Source organism: Streptomyces sp. NPDC001868 (genome assembly GCF_040297125.1).
In the GTDB taxonomy this organism is placed as follows: Bacteria; Actinomycetota; Actinomycetes; order Streptomycetales; family Streptomycetaceae; genus Streptomyces.
Genome location: NZ_JBEOYO010000012.1, coordinates 62,233 through 81,587, shown reverse-complemented (window position 1 = coordinate 81,587; position 19,355 = coordinate 62,233). Strand labels below are relative to the sequence as shown.

Here is a 19,355-nt window from a genome sequence, read left to right as displayed (position 1 = left end):
ACCGATGCGCGGGGTCGCGCTCAGGGACGTGCGGGGTCGTGCTGAGAGATGTGCGGGGTTGCGATGACCGACGCGAGTCGGCGCGTCACCGCGCGTGTTCTCGGCGGAGCGCTCGTTCGGGCGGTGAAATTCCGTCATTCCGCATACACCCGGTCGTGCCGTCCGAAAGGCTACTGGCAAGTGCGGATGGCGTGTTCCGTGGGCTGATGCACCCTCAGACGTCAATAAAATAAGACAACATCGGTCCGCTCGTCGACTGTTCGAGGGAAGCGTCCCGATAGGCTCGGAAGCTCAGCGCGGAGCCCATGGCCTGCCCGGATGGTGGAATGCAGACACGGCGAGCTTAAACCTCGCTGCCCCTCGCGGGCGTACCGGTTCAAGTCCGGTTCCGGGCACCTCCGACCAAACCCGCACATTTCTCCCCATGTCCCCGCATGTCGCCCTGAGTGACATGCGCCCGCCGAAGAGCCGGGCACCGTCTCGCTCGCGGGGGCCGGTGATGGTTGATCTCCGTACGATCGCGGGCCTGTACCGGGTTGGTCATGGGTTGAGGGGGATGGGACGGGGAATCACGGAAACGCGTAGCGTGTTCGATGACATGGCAGGGAAAGATCCTCCCCAAGCACTAGGGTTAATCCTTTGCCTACCTATTACTCTTGAGCCAAGGCCACGCAGGGTGGCCATGGAGGAGTGAAATGAGGAGCAGCAACCCGGTCTTCTCGCGACGGGGGTTCAGCCGCGACAACGGCCACGCGGGCTTCAACACCGCGCCGCAGGCCGGGGGAGCAGCTGTCGGTACCCAGGGCAACCCCTACGCCCAGCAGGGCGGGAACCCGTACGCGACGAACCCGTACGCCCAGCAGGACGTGCAGCACGGCGTCCCGCCGCAGGCCCCCGCCCGCACGGGCGCCATGACCATGGACGACGTCGTCGTGCGCTCGGCCATGACGCTCGGCACGGTCGTCGTCGGCGCGGTCCTCGCCTGGGCCCTCCTGCCGGTGTCGCCCACGAGCTACGGCCTGGCCATCGGCGCCGCGCTCATCGCTTTCGTCCTGGCGATGGTGCAGTCCTTCAAGCGCAAGGCCTCGCCCGCGCTGATCCTGACGTACGCCGCCTTCGAGGGTGTCTTCCTCGGCGTGCTCAGCGAGATGTTCAACTCCGAGTGGAGCGGCGCGCCCTTCCAGGCGGTGCTCGGCACCATGGCCGTCTCCGGCGCCACCCTTCTGGTCTACAAGGCGGGCTGGATCCGGGTCACCGCGCGCTACGCCCGCATCGGTATGACCATCGCGATCGCCTTCATCCTCGTCATGGCGGTCAATCTGCTCCTCGTCGTCTTCGGGCTCGCCCCGGACGGCGGACTGCGCAGCATGGGCCCGCTCGGCGCGATCGTCGGCATCCTCGCGATCCTGCTCGGCGCGTTCTTCCTGACCCTCGACTTCAAGCAGATCGAGGACGGCATCGCCTACGGCGCCCCGCGCGAGGAGGCCTGGCTGGCCGCGTTCGGCCTGACCATGACCCTCGTGTGGATCTACGTCGAGATGCTCCGTCTGGTCGCCATCTTCAGCGGCGACGACTAGGACGACGAGCACGACGAGCACGACCGGCAGTGATGAAGGGCCCCCGAACCTCACGGTTCGGGGGCCCTTCGTAGGTTCTCGGCGGCTTCAGCGGAGCTTCCGCGCGGCCCTCCTCAGGTCGTACTCGTGAATGATCGCTTTGGCGTGTCCGTACGCGAGGTCGTACTCGTGCCGGAGCCAGCTGACCTTCTCCTCGAAGTTGAAGAGAGCGGGGCCTTCGTCGACTTTGCGGAGCCAGTCGGAGACTTCACGACCGGTGCAATGGGGGATGCGGGCGAGCAGGTTGCGATGGGTCTCCTCAGAGAAGACTTGGGACATCGGCGCCTCCGGACGAAAGGGAATGTAAGCCGGTCCTTCAGGTCACGTTGCCTGAGTGGCGGCCTGTTGGCAACAGTCCGGCCCGGGCGCGTACTCTCGCGGCGTGCTTGATACGACGCCGTTGACCCGTGCCGTGGACCATTTCGCCGACCGGTTGCGGGCGGCCCCGCAGAGCCGGCTGCAGCGGGGAGGTGCGGCGGAGGCGCTGGCGCTGGCCAGGGAGATGGCGGTGCGAGCCCAGCTTCTGGAGGCGCCCGGGGGGCCGGTTCATGAGATGCCGGACGCGGGGATGTTCGCGGCGGCGGATCAGGTGACCGTCGCGGGGAACGATCTCGCGCTGGTGCTGGTGGACGAGGGGGCGCTCGCGGAGGCGGTGGCGCTGGTGGAGGCGGCTCAGCGGCGGGCCGGGGTGTGAGGTCGGGCGCCTCGTAGCTCGGGGGTGCCCGCTTCGTCGGCGGGTGCGGGGCCGGTGGGCTTCTCGCGCAGTTCCCCGCGCCCCTTCAGGGCGCGGCCGGCGGCGTGGAGAACGCCCCCCCTTCAGGGCATCGCCTCTACAGCGACGCGATCACCCGGTCCGCCAGGATGTAGACCATGTCCTCGCCGCACTCGAAGGTGAGGGTGTAGGCGCCGGAGATGCCCGAGCCGCCCAGGAGGACCGGGACGTCGCCGGTCTGGAGGGCCGTGGCGAGGCGTTCGGCGGTCTCGCGGTGGCCGGGGGTCATACAGAGCGTGGTGCCGTCGGCGAAGACGTAGACGTCGAGGGTGCCGAGGGGGCCCGGGCGGACGTCGGCCAGCTCGGTGCGGGAGGCGGCGAGGTCCTCCAGGCAGGCGACCGTGCGCTCGTGGTCGTTGGTGACAGGTGACTGCACCGGCACGAAATCGGGGTGCGAGGGGTGGCGGCGGCGGGCCGCGGCCAGCTCCGCGGAGTCCCCGGCGAACTCGTCGCCCTCAAGGCTCGGCTCGATCACCGGCTCCAGATGCTCCAGACCCGCGAAATCGGACTGCCGGGGCAGGAACAGGTCGCTGTCGGGCAGACCCAGCAGCGAGGGCGCGTCGGAGACGTCACGCGACTCCTGGGCGGCCCAGAAGGCCCGCGCCTCGGCCAGCTCACGCTCCCGCTCCTCGGCGAGGGCCTCGGCGACGGCGGCGCGTATCTCCTCGGTGTCGGCGGCCGGACGGGCAGCCGGCACCACGGCCCGCACACCGGCGGCGCGGCTCTCGGCCAGCTCCGTGCGCAAGGCAGCGACCTGTCGGCGCAGCCCCGTGAGGGTGCGCAGGACGGCGACGCCCACGGCGGCGGTGGCGGCCGTGGTGAGCAGCAAGGCGATCGGCATAGCGCTCACTGACGTACTCCCGGTTCAAAGTCGACCCCCGACTTCCTACATCAGCTTGAAGGGCGGACTAACCAGCTGTCAGTGCGTAACGTCACGAAACGGGCAGGATCTTTGCCCCGATGTTTGGTGTTGAAACGGCTCTGACCTGCGTAAATCGCTCTCCGGGGGGAGATAGGTCACATCCTGGGGGAGATTGGATCACAAAACGGCCCGGAGTCCCACAGAATCGGGGACTCCGGGCCACAGCATCACGGTGCGCATCCGTGCGGCTACGGTCGCGAGGCGGCCGGGCGGCTCCGCACGGGTGCGGTCGGTCAGCTGAGGCGCTCGATGACCATCGCCATGCCCTGGCCGCCGCCGACGCACATCGTCTCCAGGCCGAACTGCTTGTCGTGGAACTGGAGGGAATTGATGAGCGTGCCGGTGATCCGGGCGCCGGTCATGCCGAAGGGGTGGCCGACGGCGATGGCGCCGCCGTTCACGTTCAGCTTGTCCAGCGGGATGTCCAGGTCACGGTAGGAGGGGATCACCTGGGCGGCGAAGGCCTCGTTGATCTCGAACAGGTCGATGTCGTCGACGGTGAGGCCCGCGCGGGACAGGGCCTGCTTCGACGCCTCCACGGGGCCGTAGCCCATGATCTCGGGGGAGAGGCCGGAGACGCCGGTGGAGACGATCCGGGCGAGCGGGGTGAGGCCGAGGTCCCGCGCCTTGGTGTCGGACATGATCACCAGGGCGGCGGCGCCGTCGTTCAGCGGGCAGCAGTTGCCGGCGGTGACCAGGCCGTCCTCGCGGAAGACCGGCTTCAGGCCCTGTACGGCCTCCAGGGTGACGCCCGCGCGCGGGCCGTCGTCCTTGGCGACGACCGTGCCGTCGGGCAGCGTCACCGGGGTGATCTCGCGCTCCCAGAAGCCCTTCTTGATGGCTTCCTCGGCGAGGTTCTGCGAGCGGACACCGAACTCGTCCATGTCCTCGCGGGTCACGCCCCACTGGCGGGCCAGGTTCTCGGCGGTCTGACCCATCGCGATGTACGGGTCGGGGAGCAGGCCGTCCTCGCGCGGGTCGTGCCAGGAGGCGCCTACCGACTTGGAGACGGCCTCGGTGCGGGCCTCGGCCTCGGCGAAGAGGGGGTTGCGGGCGGTGGGGATGTCGCTCGTGCCGCGCGCGGTGCTGCTGACGACCTCCACGCCCGCCGAGATGAAGACGTCGCCCTCGCCGGCCTTGATGGCGTGCAGGGCCATGCGGGAGGTCTGGAGCGAGGAGGAACAGTAACGGGTGACCGTGCAGCCCGGCAGGTGGTCCATGCCCAGCTGTACGGCGACGATCCGGCCCAGGTTGTGGCCCTGCTCGCCGCCGGGGAGGCCGCAGCCGAGCATCAGGTCGTCGATGTCCCTCGGGTCCAGCTCCGGGACCTTCGCGAGGGCGGCCGCGACGATGGTGGCGGTCAGGTCGTCGGGGCGCAGATCCTTCAGCGAGCCCTTGAAAGCGCGGCCGATGGGGGAGCGGGCGGCTGAGACGATCACGGCTTCGGGCATCACGGCTCCATGTTCAAAAGGTGCGGCGCGCAGCGCCTAGTTGAGGGGCGGTGGTCGGGCGACGGGCGGGAGTACGGAAAGCGGGACTGTGGGGGAAGTTACCCGTACGTATGGGCGGGGTCACGGGATGTGGGGTGTGACTCCGACCGCACTTTTCTAAGCGCTTGCTTTTTTGGGTGGGGCGCCTAGTGGGGTGGGGGTGCGGTTCGTTGGCGGGTGCGGGTCCGGTGGGGGCTGGTCGCGCAGTTCCCCGCGCCCCTGAAAGATTCAGGCCCCTGCGGGCCTGAAAACCACGGCCCCGCGGGCCGGAAAGGCGAGGGGGCGGCGGGCCCGAAACGTGACGGGGCGGCGGGCCCGAAAGGCGACGGGGCTGCGGGCCCGAAAGGCGACGGGGCTGCGGGCCCGAAACGCGACGGGGCTGCGGGCCTGAAAGGCGACGGGGCTGCGGGGTGAAAAGCGTGGGGCGCAGCCCCCGCTTTTCAGGGGCGCGGGGAACTGCGCGAGAAGCCTCACCGGAGCCGCAGTCGCCGACGCACCCGCACCCCCGGGCCACTAGGCGCCCGGCTGCGCCTCCGCCGCAGCGGAAGGGGCCGGGTCCGACACCGGCACCCTCCGCCGACGCCGCCGCTTCAGCAGAGCCCAGGGCCCACGCGGCCCCGTAGGCATCGCGGCCGTCACCTCGGTGCCGGCCTCCGACGCGGCCTCGGCGGCGGCCCGGGCGACCGGCAGGAACCCCTCGCGGCGGCTGGCGTCCGGCCGCTCCTCCTCCGCCGGCCAGAGCCCCAGCGTCGCGCAGACCGTCGGCAGAACGGCCATCGCCGCGGTCGCGTACCCCTCCGCCGAGGGGTGGTAGTTGTCCGGGCCGAACAGCTCGCGGGGGTTCTGTTCGAACTCGGGTCCGAGGAGGTCGCCCAGCGACACGGTACGGCCGCCCTGTTCGACGGTTCCGATCGTCTGGGCGGCCGCCAGCTGCCGCGAGGCCCGGCGGGCGAGCCAGCGCAACGGCTGCTGCACGGGCTCGATCGTGCCCAGGTCGGGACAGGTGCCCACCACCACCTCGGCCCCGGCCGTCCGCAGCCGCCGTACCGCCGCGGAGAGGTGGCGGACCGAGCGGGTCGGCGGCATCCGGTGGGTCACGTCGTTCGCGCCGATCATGATCACACAGACGTCGGGGACCTGGGCCGGGTCCTCCAGGACCAGCGCCACCTGCCGGTCGAGGTCGTCCGACTGGGCCCCCGGCAGCGCGACGTTGCGCAGCCGCACCGGGCGCTCGGCCACCGCCGCGAGCCCCGAGGCGATGAGGGCGCCCGGGGTCTGCCTGGCCCGGTGGACGCCCTGCCCGGCGGCCGTGGAGTCGCCGAGCATGACGAGCCGGAGCGGGGGATCGTGAGGGGAGTCGTACGTGTCGCCGTAGGAGCCGTACGCGCCGTACGCGCCGTGCCCACGGCCGTACCGGCTGCCGTACGCGCGGCCGTACAGGCCCTCCGCGCTGGGCGGATGCGGACTGTGTCCGTTGCCCACGACCCGCTTGGCCATCCGTAGCTCGGCCAGCACCACACCCACGGCCGCCGCACCGACCAGCCCGATGCCACCACCGCCGTACGCCGCGCCCGCCGCGATGCGGCGGGCCACCCTCGCCCTGGACATGCTCGACATCAGTCGCCGCCACCTCCTCCTAGCCGTACACCCACTCATTGCCCCGTAGCGCCCCTCGGCCAATCCCGCCCGGAGGTGAACAGGGGGAAGAAGAGTGAGGGTGGGGCTTAGGCTGGCGGAACATTACGACCATCCCTTTTGCGGCTCCGGAGACAACGGTGCAATTCCACGACTCGATGATCAGCCTCGTCGGCAACACCCCGCTGCTGAGGCTCAACAGCGTGACCGAGGGCATCCAGGCGACCGTCCTGGCCAAGGTCGAGTACTTCAATCCCGGCGGTTCCGTGAAGGACCGCATCGCGCTGCGCATGATCGAGGCGGCGGAGAAGAGCGGCGAGCTGCTGCCCGGCGGCACGATCGTCGAGCCCACCAGCGGAAACACGGGCGTCGGGCTCGCCATCGTGGCGCAGCAGAAGGGGTACAAGTGCATCTTCGTGTGCCCCGACAAGGTGAGCACCGACAAGATCAACGTGCTGCGGGCGTACGGCGCCGAGGTCGTCGTCTGCCCCACCGCCGTCGACCCCGAGCACCCCGACTCGTACTACAACGTGTCCGACCGGCTGGTCCGGGAGACGCCCGGCGCCTGGAAGCCGGACCAGTACTCCAACCCCAACAACCCGCTCTCCCACTACCACTCGACCGGCCCTGAGCTGTGGGAGCAGACGGAGGGACGGATCACGCACTTCGTGGCGGGCGTGGGGACCGGCGGGACCATCTCCGGCACCGGGCGGTACCTCAAGGACGCCAGTGAGGGGCGCGTCCAGGTGATCGGCGCCGACCCCGAGGGGTCCGTGTACTCCGGCGGCTCCGGGCGGCCGTACCTCGTCGAGGGCGTCGGTGAGGACTTCTGGCCGACCGCGTACGACCGGACCGTCGCCGACGAGATCGTCGCCGTGTCCGACAAGGACTCCTTCCAGATGACCCGGCGGCTGGCGAAGGAGGAGGGCCTGCTCGTCGGCGGCTCCTGCGGCATGGCCGTGGTCGCCGCGCTGCGCGTCGCCGAGCGGCTCGGCCCGGACGACGTCGTGGTCGTTCTGCTGCCGGACAGCGGGCGCGGCTACCTCAGCAAGATCTTCAACGACGAATGGATGGCCGACTACGGCTTCCTGGAGGACGAGGGGCCCAGCGCCCGTGTCGCCGACGTCCTCAACGACAAGGAGCACGGCGCCATCCCCTCCCTCGTCCATATGCACCCGGACGAGACGGTCGGCCAGGCGATCGAGGTGCTGCGGGAGTACGGCGTCTCGCAGATGCCGATCGTGAAGCCGGGCGCCGGACACCCGGACGTCATGGCCGCCGAGGTGGTCGGGTCCGTCGTCGAACGGGAGCTGCTGGACGCCCTGTTCACCCAGCGCGCCTCGCTCGACGACCCGCTGGAGAAGCACATGTCGGCCCCGCTGCCGCAGGTCGGTTCCGGTGAGCCGGTCGGCGACCTGATGTCCGTGCTCGGCTCGGCGGACGCGGCGATCGTGCTCGTCGAGGGCAAGCCGACGGGTGTCGTCAGCCGGCAGGACCTGCTCGCGTTCCTCGCCAAGGGCGGGGTCAAGTCGTAGCGGTGCCCGGCCCGAGGGCCGGGTGAAGTCGTGGAGGTCCCGGCCGAGGGCGGGGCGAAGTCGTGGAGGAGCCCGATTCCGGGACGAAACCCCGGTAAAGGGCCCTTCGCGTCGAAGATTTGCCCGGGTCGGAGGTTTGACTTCGCAGAAGTGGTACGAGCGCGTCACGTCCACGCAGCACCCGCTTAACACGGGTCCGGCACATTAGTGGGTGTCGGCAGGGCGGGAGCGGCTCCCCGCCCGGGCCGACGACCGAAACGGCGCCAAGGACCTCCGGAGCGGCTCCCGGACCTCCATGGACGCCAAGGACGCGTAAGCCCGGTCCTGACCCGGCCCGCGTCCCTCGCGGGGACCGCCGTCGTCCCGCCCCCCGTCACACGGGGGTGCGGCGGTCCCCGCGCATATCTTTTTCGGGAGCCCCGGCGGGGTCACTCCTCCCAGTCCGAGTCCCCGCCCTTGCCCCGGCGCCGGCCCAGGGTCGGTGAACCGCGCAGCGCCCACGCCACGTTCACGCCCACGATGCCCGCCCAGGTGACGAAGAGACCGGGGAGTTCGGCCACGCCGCCGCCGATGCCGGACAGGGGGATGGCGACGACGAGGGAGACCACGCCGAAGCCGTAGCGTTCGCCCCAGGTGTCGGTGGACTTGTCGGGGGAGCGGCTGCCGCGGGCCACCACCATCTGCTGCTCGGCGACCTGACGGCGGACCCGGCGGTCGACCGCGCCGTCGATGCGCTGGTCGACCTTCTCCAGGAACGAGTCGACGAGCGCGGACTCGTAGTCCTCGCCCAGCTCTCTGCGGGCGTGCAGGGTGGCGGCGAGTTCCTTCTTCAGCTCGGTGTCCCCGAGCCCCGCGTCACGGGCATCCATACCGGTCATGGTGTTCACGGTAGGGAGCCGGGGGCCGCTTGGCACTGGGGTTAGCCCCCCAGTTCCCCGGCCGGTTCCCCGCCGTCCCTTGCCCGGCCTGTATAGCCTCATGCAGAGTTCTCGGTGTCTGAATATTCGGAGTCCGTTCGGACTCCGATCGGAGCCGGCTCGGAGTCGGCTCGGGGTTGGAGGCTGTGGGTGATGTCCTCTCGGATCATGGGCGCGTCGGACGCCCCCGCCGTCGCGGTGGCGGCCGTTCCGGCCGGTCTAGTCGTCCTCGACGGGCATGCGCTCGGTGTCGCGGACGTCGTGCGGCTGGCCGACGGGACCGCGCGGCCGGTGCCCGGCAGTGAGGCGATGCGGCGGGTCGAGGAGTCCTGGGACGCGGCCCGGCAGATCGCGGCGACCGGACGCGTGTACGGCCGCTCCACCGGCGTCGGCGCCAACCGCAGCGAGGACGTGCCCACCGAGGCCGCCGCCGAGCACGGACTGCGGCTGCTGCGCAGCCACGCCGGGGCCATCGGCGAGGAGCTGCCCGCCCGGGAGGTACGGGCCATGCTCGCCGTACGCGCCAATCAGCTGCTCGCGGGCGGCGCCGGGCTCAGGCCGACCGTGGTCACCGCGCTCTGTGAGGCGCTGGAGAGCGGGGCGTACCCCGTGGTGAACGAATTCGGGTCGGTCGGAACGGGAGACATCGCCGCGCTGGCCCAGATGGGGCTGGCGCTGGCGGGGGAGCACCCGTGGCGGGGGCCGGGCACGGAGGCCGGGGCGCGGTTCGGGTCCGGCTCCGGTGTGCCCGAGGCGCAGCCGCTCGACAACAACGACGCCCTCGCGCTGATCAGCAGCAACGCGCTCACGCTCGGACAGGCCGCGCTCGCGCTCCACGAGTTGCGGGGGCTGATCGCCGCCACGCAGGTCGTCGCCGCGCTGTCCCTGCTCGCCGTGGACGGCTCGCACGAGGCGTACGCGGCGCCCGTGCACCTCGCGCGCCCCCACCGGGGGTCGCGCGAAGTGGCCCGGCGCATGCGGGAGCTGATCGGCGCCGCCGACCGCCCCACACCCCCGCTGGGGCGGATCCAGGACCCGTACGGTTTCCGGTGTGTGCCGCAGATCCACGGGCCCGCGCTGGACGCGGCGGACGCGCTGGAGGGCGTCCTGGAGGTGGAGGTCAACGCGGCGGCGGAGAACCCGCTGATCTGCCCCGAGGACATGGCCGCCTACCACCACGGCGGCTTCTACCAGGCCCAACTCGCCCTCGCCCTGGACCACTTCAGACTGGCCGTGACCCAGGTGGCGCGACTGTCGACGTCCCGGCTCTCCTCGCTCAACGAGCCCGCGTACACCCGGCTCAGGCCCTTCCTCGCCGATCACGAGCCCGCCTCGTCGGGTGTGATGATCCTGGAGTACGCCGCCGGGGCCGCCCTGGGTGACCTGCGGGCCTTCTCCGCGCCCGCGTCGCTCGGCCACGCTGTACTCTCCCGGGGCGTCGAGGAACAGGCCAGCTTCGCCTCGCTCGCCGCCCGGCAGACACTGCGGGCGTGCGGCGCGTACCGGCTCGTCGTCGGCTGCGAACTCGTCGCCGCGGTACGGGCGCTGCGGCAGCGGGACCTGCGGCCGGATCCGGAGCTGCCCGTGGGGCGGGCGCTGGAGCTGGCGGAGTCCGTGCTCGACGCGGACCCGGCCGACCGGCCGCTGACGGCCGACGTGAGCGCGGCGGCCGTACTGCTCGATCGGTTCACCGAGATCTGGACGGACGTCCAGGCGGACCCGCTGAGGGGGAGCGCGTCATGAGCGCGGACAAGGGCACGGGCGTGACGGACAGTCCCGCCGCGCGGCTGCAGGCGCTCTTCGAGGGGCACCGGCTGACGCCCACCCAGCGGCGTATCGCCCACAGCATGGTGCGGCGGGCCGCCGATGTGCCGTTCCTGTCGAGCGTGGAGCTGGCGGAGCTGGCCGGGGTCAGCCAGCCGTCCGTGACCCGCTTCGCGGTGGCGCTGGGCTTCGACGGCTACCCGGCGCTGCGCCGGCATCTGCGGGACGTCGCGCCCGCCGAACCGGCCCCGGACACCACCGCCTACAACGAGTACCAGCAGGCCGTCGAGGCCGAGATCGAGAACCTGCGGCATCTCGCCGAGGTGCTCGCCGACCCCGCCCCGGTGGCGCGGGCCGGGCGGCTGCTGGCCGCGTCCCGGCCGCTGCCGGTGCTCGGCCTGCGGGCCGCGGCCTCCCAGGCGTACGGCTTCGCGTACTTCGCCGCCAAGGTCCACCCCGACGTACGGCCGCTGCACGAGGGCGGCAGCATGCTCCAGGACCGCATCGACGCGGCGGTACGGGCCGGTGCGACCGCCCTGCTCTGCTTCGCGCTGCCCCGGCATCCGCGCGAGGTCGTCGAGACCCTGGCGTACGCCAAGGAGGCGGGGCTCTTCGTCGTCACCGTCGCCGACTCCGCGTTCGCGCCCGTAGCCAAGGTCTCCGACCTGCTCCTGCCCGCCGCCGTCGGCACCGGGCTCGCCTTCGACACCGCCTGCGCCCCGATGCTCCTCGGCCGGGTGCTCCTGGAGGCCATGTGCGACGACCTGCCTCAGGCCCAGGCCCGGCTGGAGGAGTTCGACGCGAAGGCGGCGACCAGGGGTCTGTTCGTCGAGTAGCCCTCCGGGTCGGAAAAGATCCGCGATTCTCAGGCGCGTTTCACGTTCTCTGGTTACCGTGCCCGCGACTGCCGTACGACCTTGGGATGTCGTACGGCCTCGGGGTGCCGTACGGGATGGCGTACGGCCGTGGGATCGCGGGAGGCGGGGAGCGTGGCGCGCGGAGGGCAGGGGCTTGCTCGGGTGGCCGTCGTGGTGCGGGCCGGGGCGGCGCCGTTGTGGTGGCTGGGAGTGGTCGCGGCGGGGGCCGGCGTGGTGCCGTCGGGGCTGACCGGGCGGCGGATCGGGGTGCTGGCCGGGGCCGTGCTGTTCCTCGTCGCCGCCGGCGCGGTGGCGTGGGCCCGGCGCGGGCGGTATCTCGCGCCGGCGCGCGCGGCCGTGCGCGCCGGCAAGCACGATGTCCTCCAGGACCGTGCCGTGACCCTGCGCGGCTGGCGCCGGGGCCACCGCTGGTGGCTGCTGCTCGGCTTCGCGGCCGCCCTGGGCTCGTCCTTCGCCGTCCCCGCGGCGGGCGGCATGCTCCTCGCCGGCCTCGGCACCGGGCTGTGGCTCAAGGCGGCCTGGATCGGCCGCCGAGAGCTCGCCGAGGGCCGGCTCTTCTGGGTCCGCGTGGACTGGCTGTCCGGGCGGGGCGGCCGACCGACGGGCAAGCGGGTCGCCGCGTACCGGGTCACGGGGATCGGCGCGGGGGACGCGGCGCCCGGGGGCGGGCGCCGACGGGCGTAGAAGGGCTGGGGCTCGGCTCCGGGCTCGGGGCCGAGCACTCGTTCGAGGCCGCTCTCCTCGGCGGATGCGGGCGCACTGGTGGTGCGCGCCGAGCTCAGCTGGTGCGCAGGGTCTTCCTGGCCAGCTCGTACGCCGGGAGCATCTCCTCGTGTTCCTGGGTGTCGAGGCCGCCGAGGTGGACGACGACGGGCCCGTCCGGGGTGACCGTGACGAAGGCCCGCTCCTTCTTGGTCTCGTCCAGGGCCTCGCTGGTGTAGAGGTACGCGACCTCGGTGCCGGAGACGTCGGAGTCCGAGGTGAACGCGCTGTACTTCGCCTCGCTGGTGCTGCCCTCGGCCGCCACGAACTCCTTCAGCAGCGCCTCCGCGTCCCCCGCCTTCGCGCCCGCCTCGCCGGTCCACACGCGGAGGAAGCCGATGTTCCCGGCCGGCTTGGCGTCGATCTCGCACGCGGCGGTGAACGGGCCCTGGCGCAGCAGCCCCTCGGCCAGCTCGGCCGCGAGCTCGTCCTCCTCGGAACCGGTTCCGCCGGCGGGCGTCCCGGTCTCGACGGCCTCCGGCCGCCACTTCTCGGCCGTGTCGAAGGTGACCGGCAGTTCGCAGGCGGAACCGGCCGCGCCGACACTGCCGCCGCTCTTCACGGCGTCCTTCGCGTCAGCCGTCGCCGACCCGGCGGTGCTGCTCGCCGACGGCTTCGCGTCGCCGCCCTCCGCCGGCTCCGAGCACCCCGTCAGCACCCCGGCCAGCAGAGCCATCTGCGCCAGCACCGTCCCCCGTACCGCTCTTCCCACAGTCACCCTCATCTCTTGGTTCAGGTCGGACACGGTAGCGGAGCGCTCCGGCGGCGCTCCCCGCGTGGGGTGCGCCGCCGGAGCTTCGGTGCCGGGTGGGTCAGACCTCCAACTCCGCCTCGATCCGCTTCAACTGGTGCCTGGCCATGGCCAGGTTCGCCCGCTTGGCGTCGAGCACCAGATAGAGGAAGAGGCCGTTGCCGCCGCGGCCGGTCAGCAGGCGGATCAGGTGGTACGCGTCGGACAGGGTGATCAGGATGTCCTCGATCTCGCCCTTGAGGCCGAGGTGTTCCATGGTGCGCAGCTTGGCTCGGACGACGTCGGTGTTCCCGGCGGCGGCGACATTGAGGTCGAAGCCCTTGCTGCCGCCGATCGTGCCCAGTGCCATGCCGCTGGTGTAGTCGACCAGGGCGGCGCCGGTCGCGCCCTCGATGGACGCGAGGGCCTCTTTCAACGCGGTCTCGGTGTTGGCCATGGTGTGCGGTGTCCTTTCAACTCTCAGTGGTGGTAGGTGCGTTGGGAGTGGTTCGGGGGGTGGGGCGGGGGGCGGCGGTACGCGGGGTCCGCCGGGGCATGGTCGACCTGACCGTGGCCTTGGCCGGTGTCGGGGACGAGGCGGTGGCCGCGCCCGGGGCCGTGTTCGCGGTGGCGTTCGTGGTCTTCGCCAGCGACCGGGCCGCGTTCCTGGCGGCGGTCTTGGCGCCTGCCGCGGCCGTGTCGTCGGGCCGGGGCAGGGCGTCCATCAGCTCGCCGATCCGGCCGCCGGCGCGGCGGCCCTCCAGATGCAGCCGGCCCACGTTGACCCGGTCCTGGGCCAGCAGCGTCAGTACGGCCGAGTCACCCGCCGCGTACGTCGCCACATAGCCGTGGTCGCCGCGCAGCAGCAGCTCACGCAGCTCGCCCCGGCCGGCGGCGTCCGTCATCCGGACGGCGACACCGAGCGCGGCGGCGGTGAGCGCCGCCAGGCCCTCCGGTTCCACACCGGGGGTGTCGTGGGCGAGGACCAACCCGTCCACACTGGCCGCGAGCACGCCGGTCAACTGGGGTACACGGGCCCTCAACCGGTGCAGTTCGTCGAGGACTTCGGCCTCCGCGGCCATGAGCAGTCTCCTCTCGGCGGGACGCTCCCGCTGCCGCTCAAAGGGCCTCCAGCGCATCCCTGAGCCTTTGCAGTAGAGCCACGTCGGGGTCTGTGGTGGTGAGCGGCCAAGGTGGGGCGGGGAGTGAGGCCGCGCCGACGGCCAGGGGTGCGCCCGACACGTCATGACCAGGGACGAACGGCCCTGACGCGTCAGGGCCCGGGTCGGCGGGCGGGGTGTGGTCGGGGTGGACGGCAGGGGTGTGACCCTCGTGGGTGGCAGGGGCATGGCCCTGGTGGGTGACGGGGGCGAGGTCCGGGCCGGTCGGGGCCGAGGACCGGAACGGTGGCGGGACCGGCGGCAGGACCGGTGGTGTTCTCGCCGGGCTGTCCCGGGCCGGGGAGACGAGCCCCGCGGCCGCCAGTCGCCGTACGTCAACCAGGGTGTGGAAGGCGGGGCGCCCGAGGGTCACGGAGATCTCGGCGGCCGTGCGGAAGCCGTTCACCTGGCCGAGCACGGCTCCCTGGCGGGCTGGGACCGGTGGCCCGTCGAGGCCGACGGCCCTGACCAACGGGGCGTCGTCCGTCGCCGGGTCGGGCCAGATGCGGTGCAGCAGGTCGCGGCGGCGCCGGGCCTCCCGCTCCACGGCGGCCACCGGCACCGGGCGGATCGGTCCCAGCCAGTGCGCGGCCCCGTAACGGAAGCTGGCCGGCGCGCCGCCCGGGCCGAGGACGAAGTACGCCGCGTCGAAGAGCGCCCCCGCGTGGCACAGCTCCAGCGCGCCCCGGGCGACCCGGCCGCTGTCCACGAGGAACCGCCCGACCCGCAGCCCGGCCCCGGCCGTGTCGACCGCCTCCCGCCAGCCGTCGGTGTCCAGGATGCCGCCGGTGGTGAGCAGCACGTCGAGACCCGGCGACCGGGGGCTCTCGGCGTGCACGACCGCCCCCTCGGACAGATACAGCGAACCGCTCTCGCGCAGCAGTACGCCGGTGGCCCGCTCGGCGGCGAGCCGGCTCAGCATCGGGGAGACGGCCTGCCGGAAGTGCTCGCCGCGCACGGGCAGCGGGGGCGCCGGAGTGGTGATCACGCTCATGCCAGCACCAGCCGTCCCGCCATCTCGCCGAGCCGGATCCGGGCCAGCGCGAGGTTGCCGTCCGTACGGGCCAGCCACAGATGCAGGAACACACTGCTGTCGAACGTCGTCCGCACGAACCGCAGCACGTGGTACGTGTCCCGGTTGCTGACGATCAGGTCCTCGACCGGCAGATCCGCCCCGGACCAGTCCGAGCCCTCCTCCGGCGCGAACGCCCGGTGCTCCGCCGCGAGCCGCGCCAGCTCGGCCGCCTCCGCCGCGGTCGTCTCGTGGTCACCGCCGGGTGCCTCCCCGACCGTGCCCAGCGCCAGTCCGCTGGTCCAGTCGACCACCGCGGCGCCCAAGGCACCGGGCAGCCTCATGGCCTCCACCAGACACTCGTCGATTCCGGGCACCGTGGCTCCCCTCCTGCCTGCGGTTCGGCTGAGTGACGCAGACGCTACGCAACGTGTGCGCGAGGGGTGAGAGATCTGGCATTTTCCAGCGGAACATGCCGACAGGCGACTAAGGTAGGTCGACTTGCCTGCTTTTCACCGCTGTTGGGGCCCAGAGGCGCGCCACCGCGCTGAGGTGGGCATATGCGCCCGACCCGCACGCCGGGCGCGGACGAGGCGCCGGGCGTCCATCATTCTGGGGGGCGTGAGGGGCGCAGGAAGGGGAGCGGTCGCCCCTGCCGGGCGCCGCCAGGTCTTTCAGTGGCGCGGGGAACTGCGCGACCAGCCACGACCGACCGGCCGCCGCCACCCCACAGTCCCCACCCGAATGCGAAGGCGAACGTCAGAGCCCCAGAAGCCCCGACCTCTCGACTCCCCCTGCCTCCGCCACGATCTCCTCCACACTCTGCGCCTTGCGGACCACCGCGAACCGCATCTCCCTCTCCCCGTGCTCCCCGGGCGCGTACCCGTAGATCCCGGGCCGGGGCAGAGAGTTGTACGCGTAGTGGTGCGCGAAGTAATACGCGCCGGTGTCCAACGCGGCCGCGTAGTCCCCCGGTTCGAACAACGGCAGCGAACGCCCCTCCGCCAGCAGATCCCCCGCGAAACAGGCGGGCCCCGCCACGTCCTGCACCACCGCCGGCCCCGCCTTCGGCCGCCCCTTCGCGTCGTACGCGGAGATCCGCAGCGGCCAGGACCCGGGCGCGTACACCGTCCGGGTCGCCACCTGCACCCCGGCATGCGTGACCGCGATGGCCCGCCCGCCCGCGCTCTTGGTGTACTCCACCCGGGCGACGACCGTCCCGTGCTTCGCCAGCAGCGACCTCCCGAACTCGGTCACCAGCCCGTACCGCCCGTCGAACAGCCCCGGCACCGCCTCCGCCAGCAGCCGCGCGTACTGCTCGTACGTCGGTGTCGCCGCCTCCGACGCGAAGTTCACCGGCAGCCCGCCGCCGATGTCGATCGTGTCGATCTGCCGGCGCCCGATCCGCCGGTTGATCTCCTCCGCCAGCTCGTACGTCTCGGTGATCCCCCGGGTCATCAGCGACAGCGGAATCCCCTGCGAGCCGGTGTGCGCGTGCAGCCGGCTCAGCCAGGGGCGGTCCAGATACGCCTGGACGACCCACTCCCGGGCACTCTCGTCCCGCAGCGCCACCCCGAACTTCGACGTGGCCGTCGCCGTGGACAGCGCGTCGATCGCACCGCCGCCGACCTGCGGGTTCACCCGGATGCCGATCGGGGAGCGGGTGGTGGCCGACCGGACGAGCGCGTCGATACGGGCCAGCTCCTGCGGATTGTCCGCGTTGACCGCGATACCCAGCGCCAGCGCCTCCCGCAGCTCCGCCGGGGTCTTGGCGGGCGAGTCGAGCACGGTCCGGCCCGGCGACATCCCGGCCGCCCGCGCCAGGGCCAGCTCCCCGGCGCTCGCCACCTCCGCGCCGATCCCCGCCCCACGCAGCAGCCGCAGCACGGGCACCAGCGGTGTCGCCTTCACCGCGAACGCGTGCAGTACGGGCGTCCCGGGCGCCGTCACCGCGTCGAACGCCCTGCGCAGTGCCCCCGCCGAGGCCCGGATCCCGGTGACGTCGAGGAGCGCCACCACCGGGGTGCCGGTGCCGAGCAGCCCCTGCTCCACCGCCGCCCGCACGGCCTCGTCCCGCCGTGCGGCCCGCTCGCCGTCGGTGTCGAACAGCCGCAGCGTGCGCTCGGTGTCCTCCTCGTCCTGCGGGTGGGCCCGGCCCCCGGCCGGCCCCTCCCCAACGCTCCCGTTCGTCACGTCTCCCATCTCTTCCCCCGCTGTCGTGTCGTCCGTCGTGTCGTCGTCCGAGCCCAGAGGGCCGATGGGTCCAGCCAAACATCCACGGCCCGCCGTCGCTGGCCCTACGGCTGTATTGACTAGTTCTATTCATCAGGTCAGGATGTGAATAGTTGCTGTAAAGCGAGGAGGCAGACCGTGTCAGGACCCCGCCCCGTCCGAGCGCCACGCGGTACGGAACTCAGCACCCTGGGCTGGCAGCAGGAAGCCGCCCTGCGCATGCTGCAGAACAACCTCGACCCCGAGGTCGCCGAACACCCCGACAAGCTCGTCGTCTACGGCGGCACGGGCAAGGCCGCCCGTGACTGGCGCTCCTTCGACGCCATGGTCCGCACCCTGCGAACCCTGAAGCAGGACGAGACGATGCTCGTCCAGTCCGGCCGCCCCGTCGGCGTCATGCAGACCCACGAGTGGGCACCCCGTGTCCTCATCGCCAACTCCAACCTCGTCGGCGACTGGGCCAACTGGGAGGAGTTCCGCCGCCTGGAGGCCCTCGGCCTGACCATGTACGGCCAGATGACCGCCGGCTCCTGGATCTACATCGGCACCCAGGGCATCCTCCAGGGCACCTACGAGACCTTCTCCGCCGTCGCCGCCAAGAAGTTCGACGGCACCCTCGCCGGGACGATCACCCTCACCGCCGGCCTCGGCGGCATGGGCGGCGCCCAGCCCCTCGCCGTGACCATGAACGACGGCGTCGCGATCTGTATCGACTGCGACCCGCGCGCGATCGAGCGCCGCATCGAGCACCGGTACCTGGACGTCAAGGCCGACAGCCTGGAACACGCCCTCCAGCTCGCGGTCGAGGCCCGGGACGCCCGCCGCCCGCTCTCCATCGGCCTGCTGGGCAACGCCGCCGAGCTGCTGCCCCGCATGCTCGCCGAGGGCGCCCCCATCGACATCGTCACCGACCAGACCTCCGCGCACGATCCGCTGGCGTACCTCCCGGTGGGCGTGGACTTCGACGACATGGCGTCGTACGCGGCGAAGGACCCGGCCGGGTTCACCACCCGCGCGCGTGAGTCGATGGCCCGGCACGTCGAGGCCATGGTCGGCTTCATGGACGCCGGCGCCGAGGTCTTCGACTACGGCAACTCGATCCGCGGCGAGGCCCAACTCGCCGGATACGAGCGGGCGTTCGCCTTCCCCGGCTTCGTCCCCGCCTACATCCGGCCGCTGTTCTGCGAGGGCAAGGGCCCCTTCCGTTGGGCGGCACTCTCCGGCGACCCCGCCGACATCGCCAAGACGGACAAGGCGATCCTCGACCTCTTCCCCGAGAACGAGTCCCTCCACCGCTGGATCAAGATGGCCGGGGAGCGGGTCCACTTCCAGGGCCTTCCCGCGCGTATCTGCTGGCTCGGCTACGGCGAGCGGGACAAGGCCGGCGAGCGGTTCAACGACATGGTCGCCTCCGGTGAACTGGCCGCGCCGCTCGCCATCGGCCGCGACCACCTCGACTGCGGCTCCGTCGCCTCCCCCTACCGCGAGACCGAGGCCATGCTCGACGGCTCCGACGCGATCGCCGACTGGCCGCTGCTGAACGCGATGGTCAACGTGGCGTCCGGGGCGTCCTGGGTCTCCCTCCACCACGGGGGCGGCGTGGGCATGGGCCGCTCCATCCACGCCGGTCAGGTGACGGTGGCCGACGGCACGAAGCTGGGCGGGGAGAAGATCCGCCGGGTGCTGACCAATGACCCGGGGATGGGTGTGATCCGGCACGTGGACGCGGGCTACGACATCGCGGAGTCGGTGGCCGATGAGCGGGGTGTGCGGGTGCCGATGCGTGAGGGTGGCGACGCGTGACCCAGTGTGAAAGCGGGCCCGGCGGCAGCGCCTCGGCGGGGGCGGATGCCTCGTCGCCGGCTGCGGGTCCGGCTGTGCCCACCCGTTCCGCCCTGCGGAACGACTGCCCACAGCCTGTAGCAGCGAC

The 19,355-nt window shown here is 72.1% G+C and carries 18 protein-coding genes and 1 tRNA gene; 8 read left to right on the top strand and 11 right to left on the bottom strand.

Annotation, left to right across the window (positions count from 1 at the left end; all coding sequences use genetic code 11):
* Positions 1-312 precede the first annotated feature (312 nt).
* A tRNA-Leu gene (locus tag ABT147_RS16745) sits at positions 313-395 on the top strand.
* A 300-nt stretch (positions 396-695) separates the two neighbouring features.
* Positions 696-1,577, top strand: coding sequence for a Bax inhibitor-1/YccA family protein (locus ABT147_RS16740; protein WP_351406498.1), 882 nt, complete (start codon positions 696-698; stop codon positions 1,575-1,577).
* Positions 1,578-1,664: 87 nt separating this feature from the next.
* On the opposite strand, the gene ABT147_RS16735 is transcribed toward ABT147_RS16740, so the two are convergent.
* Positions 1,665-1,895 (bottom strand): DUF4287 domain-containing protein, encoded by a 231-nt coding sequence (locus ABT147_RS16735; RefSeq protein ID WP_152169414.1) that lies wholly within the window; start codon positions 1,893-1,895, stop codon positions 1,665-1,667.
* Between the two features lie 103 nt (positions 1,896-1,998).
* Here ABT147_RS16735 and ABT147_RS16730 point away from each other — a divergent pair, with 103 nt between their 5' ends.
* Entirely contained in the window at positions 1,999-2,310 is a 312-nt protein-coding gene (locus ABT147_RS16730) for a hypothetical protein (RefSeq protein ID WP_351406496.1), read from the top strand.
* Positions 2,311-2,446: 136 nt separating this feature from the next.
* Here ABT147_RS16730 and ABT147_RS16725 read toward each other — a convergent pair whose 3' ends face one another.
* The 3 genes from ABT147_RS16725 to ABT147_RS16715 all read right to left on the bottom strand — a co-directional run bounded on the left by ABT147_RS16725 (position 2,447) and on the right by ABT147_RS16715 (position 6,417).
* Complete coding sequence (locus ABT147_RS16725; RefSeq protein WP_351406734.1) at positions 2,447-3,229, bottom strand: hypothetical protein; 783 nt, start codon at positions 3,227-3,229, stop codon at positions 2,447-2,449.
* Between the two features lie 314 nt (positions 3,230-3,543).
* Positions 3,544-4,761 (bottom strand): acetyl-CoA C-acetyltransferase, encoded by a 1,218-nt coding sequence (locus ABT147_RS16720; protein WP_351406494.1) that lies wholly within the window; start codon positions 4,759-4,761, stop codon positions 3,544-3,546.
* 552 nt (positions 4,762-5,313) lie between these two features.
* The gene (locus ABT147_RS16715) at positions 5,314-6,417 is read right to left on the bottom strand and encodes an SGNH/GDSL hydrolase family protein (RefSeq protein ID WP_351406491.1); all 1,104 of its coding nucleotides are present in this window, start codon (positions 6,415-6,417) and stop codon (positions 5,314-5,316) included.
* 158 nt (positions 6,418-6,575) lie between these two features.
* On the opposite strand from ABT147_RS16715, the gene ABT147_RS16710 reads away from it, so the two are divergent.
* Positions 6,576-7,970 (top strand): cystathionine beta-synthase, encoded by a 1,395-nt coding sequence (locus tag ABT147_RS16710; protein WP_351406489.1) that lies wholly within the window; start codon positions 6,576-6,578, stop codon positions 7,968-7,970.
* A gap of 428 nt (positions 7,971-8,398) precedes the next feature.
* Here ABT147_RS16710 and ABT147_RS16705 read toward each other — a convergent pair whose 3' ends face one another.
* Complete coding sequence (locus ABT147_RS16705) at positions 8,399-8,848, bottom strand: hypothetical protein (RefSeq protein ID WP_351406487.1); 450 nt, start codon at positions 8,846-8,848, stop codon at positions 8,399-8,401.
* 192 nt (positions 8,849-9,040) lie between these two features.
* Here ABT147_RS16705 and ABT147_RS16700 point away from each other — a divergent pair, with 192 nt between their 5' ends.
* The 3 genes from ABT147_RS16700 (at position 9,041) to ABT147_RS16690 (ending at position 12,213) form a co-directional block, all read left to right on the top strand.
* Positions 9,041-10,630 carry an aromatic amino acid ammonia-lyase gene (locus ABT147_RS16700; protein ID WP_351406485.1) on the top strand — a complete coding sequence of 530 codons (1,590 nt, stop codon included), beginning with the start codon at positions 9,041-9,043 and terminating at the stop codon, positions 10,628-10,630.
* Positions 10,627-11,487, top strand: a complete 861-nt coding sequence (locus tag ABT147_RS16695) for a MurR/RpiR family transcriptional regulator (protein WP_351406482.1) — start codon at positions 10,627-10,629, stop codon at positions 11,485-11,487. Before ABT147_RS16700 ends, ABT147_RS16695 begins: the two co-directional genes overlap by 4 nt.
* Positions 11,488-11,640: 153 nt before the next feature.
* Positions 11,641-12,213, top strand: coding sequence for a hypothetical protein (locus ABT147_RS16690; RefSeq protein WP_351406480.1), 573 nt, complete (start codon positions 11,641-11,643; stop codon positions 12,211-12,213).
* A 94-nt stretch (positions 12,214-12,307) separates the two neighbouring features.
* On the opposite strand, the gene ABT147_RS16685 is transcribed toward ABT147_RS16690, so the two are convergent.
* The 6 genes from ABT147_RS16685 to ABT147_RS16660 form a co-directional block, all read right to left on the bottom strand.
* Complete coding sequence (locus ABT147_RS16685; protein WP_351406478.1) at positions 12,308-13,015, bottom strand: lipoprotein; 708 nt, start codon at positions 13,013-13,015, stop codon at positions 12,308-12,310.
* Positions 13,016-13,103: 88 nt separating this feature from the next.
* Positions 13,104-13,478, bottom strand: a complete 375-nt coding sequence (locus ABT147_RS16680) for a roadblock/LC7 domain-containing protein (protein ID WP_351406475.1) — start codon at positions 13,476-13,478, stop codon at positions 13,104-13,106.
* A gap of 16 nt (positions 13,479-13,494) precedes the next feature.
* Entirely contained in the window at positions 13,495-14,103 is a 609-nt protein-coding gene (locus tag ABT147_RS16675) for a roadblock/LC7 domain-containing protein (protein WP_351406472.1), read from the bottom strand.
* A gap of 37 nt (positions 14,104-14,140) precedes the next feature.
* On the bottom strand, positions 14,141-15,175 hold the full coding sequence (locus ABT147_RS16670; RefSeq protein ID WP_351406470.1) for a hypothetical protein: 1,035 nt from the start codon (positions 15,173-15,175) through the stop codon (positions 14,141-14,143).
* Entirely contained in the window at positions 15,172-15,570 is a 399-nt protein-coding gene (locus ABT147_RS16665) for a hypothetical protein (RefSeq protein WP_009327980.1), read from the bottom strand. Before ABT147_RS16665 ends, ABT147_RS16670 begins: the two co-directional genes overlap by 4 nt.
* 382 nt (positions 15,571-15,952) lie before the next feature.
* Positions 15,953-17,395 carry a type III PLP-dependent enzyme domain-containing protein gene (locus ABT147_RS16660; protein WP_351406468.1) on the bottom strand — a complete coding sequence of 481 codons (1,443 nt, stop codon included), beginning with the start codon at positions 17,393-17,395 and terminating at the stop codon, positions 15,953-15,955.
* 168 nt (positions 17,396-17,563) lie between these two features.
* Here ABT147_RS16660 and hutU point away from each other — a divergent pair, with 168 nt between their 5' ends.
* A complete protein-coding gene (gene hutU / locus ABT147_RS16655; protein ID WP_351406466.1) occupies positions 17,564-19,228 on the top strand; it encodes a urocanate hydratase in 1,665 nt (554 codons plus the stop codon).
* Positions 19,229-19,355: the final 127 nt, after the last annotated feature.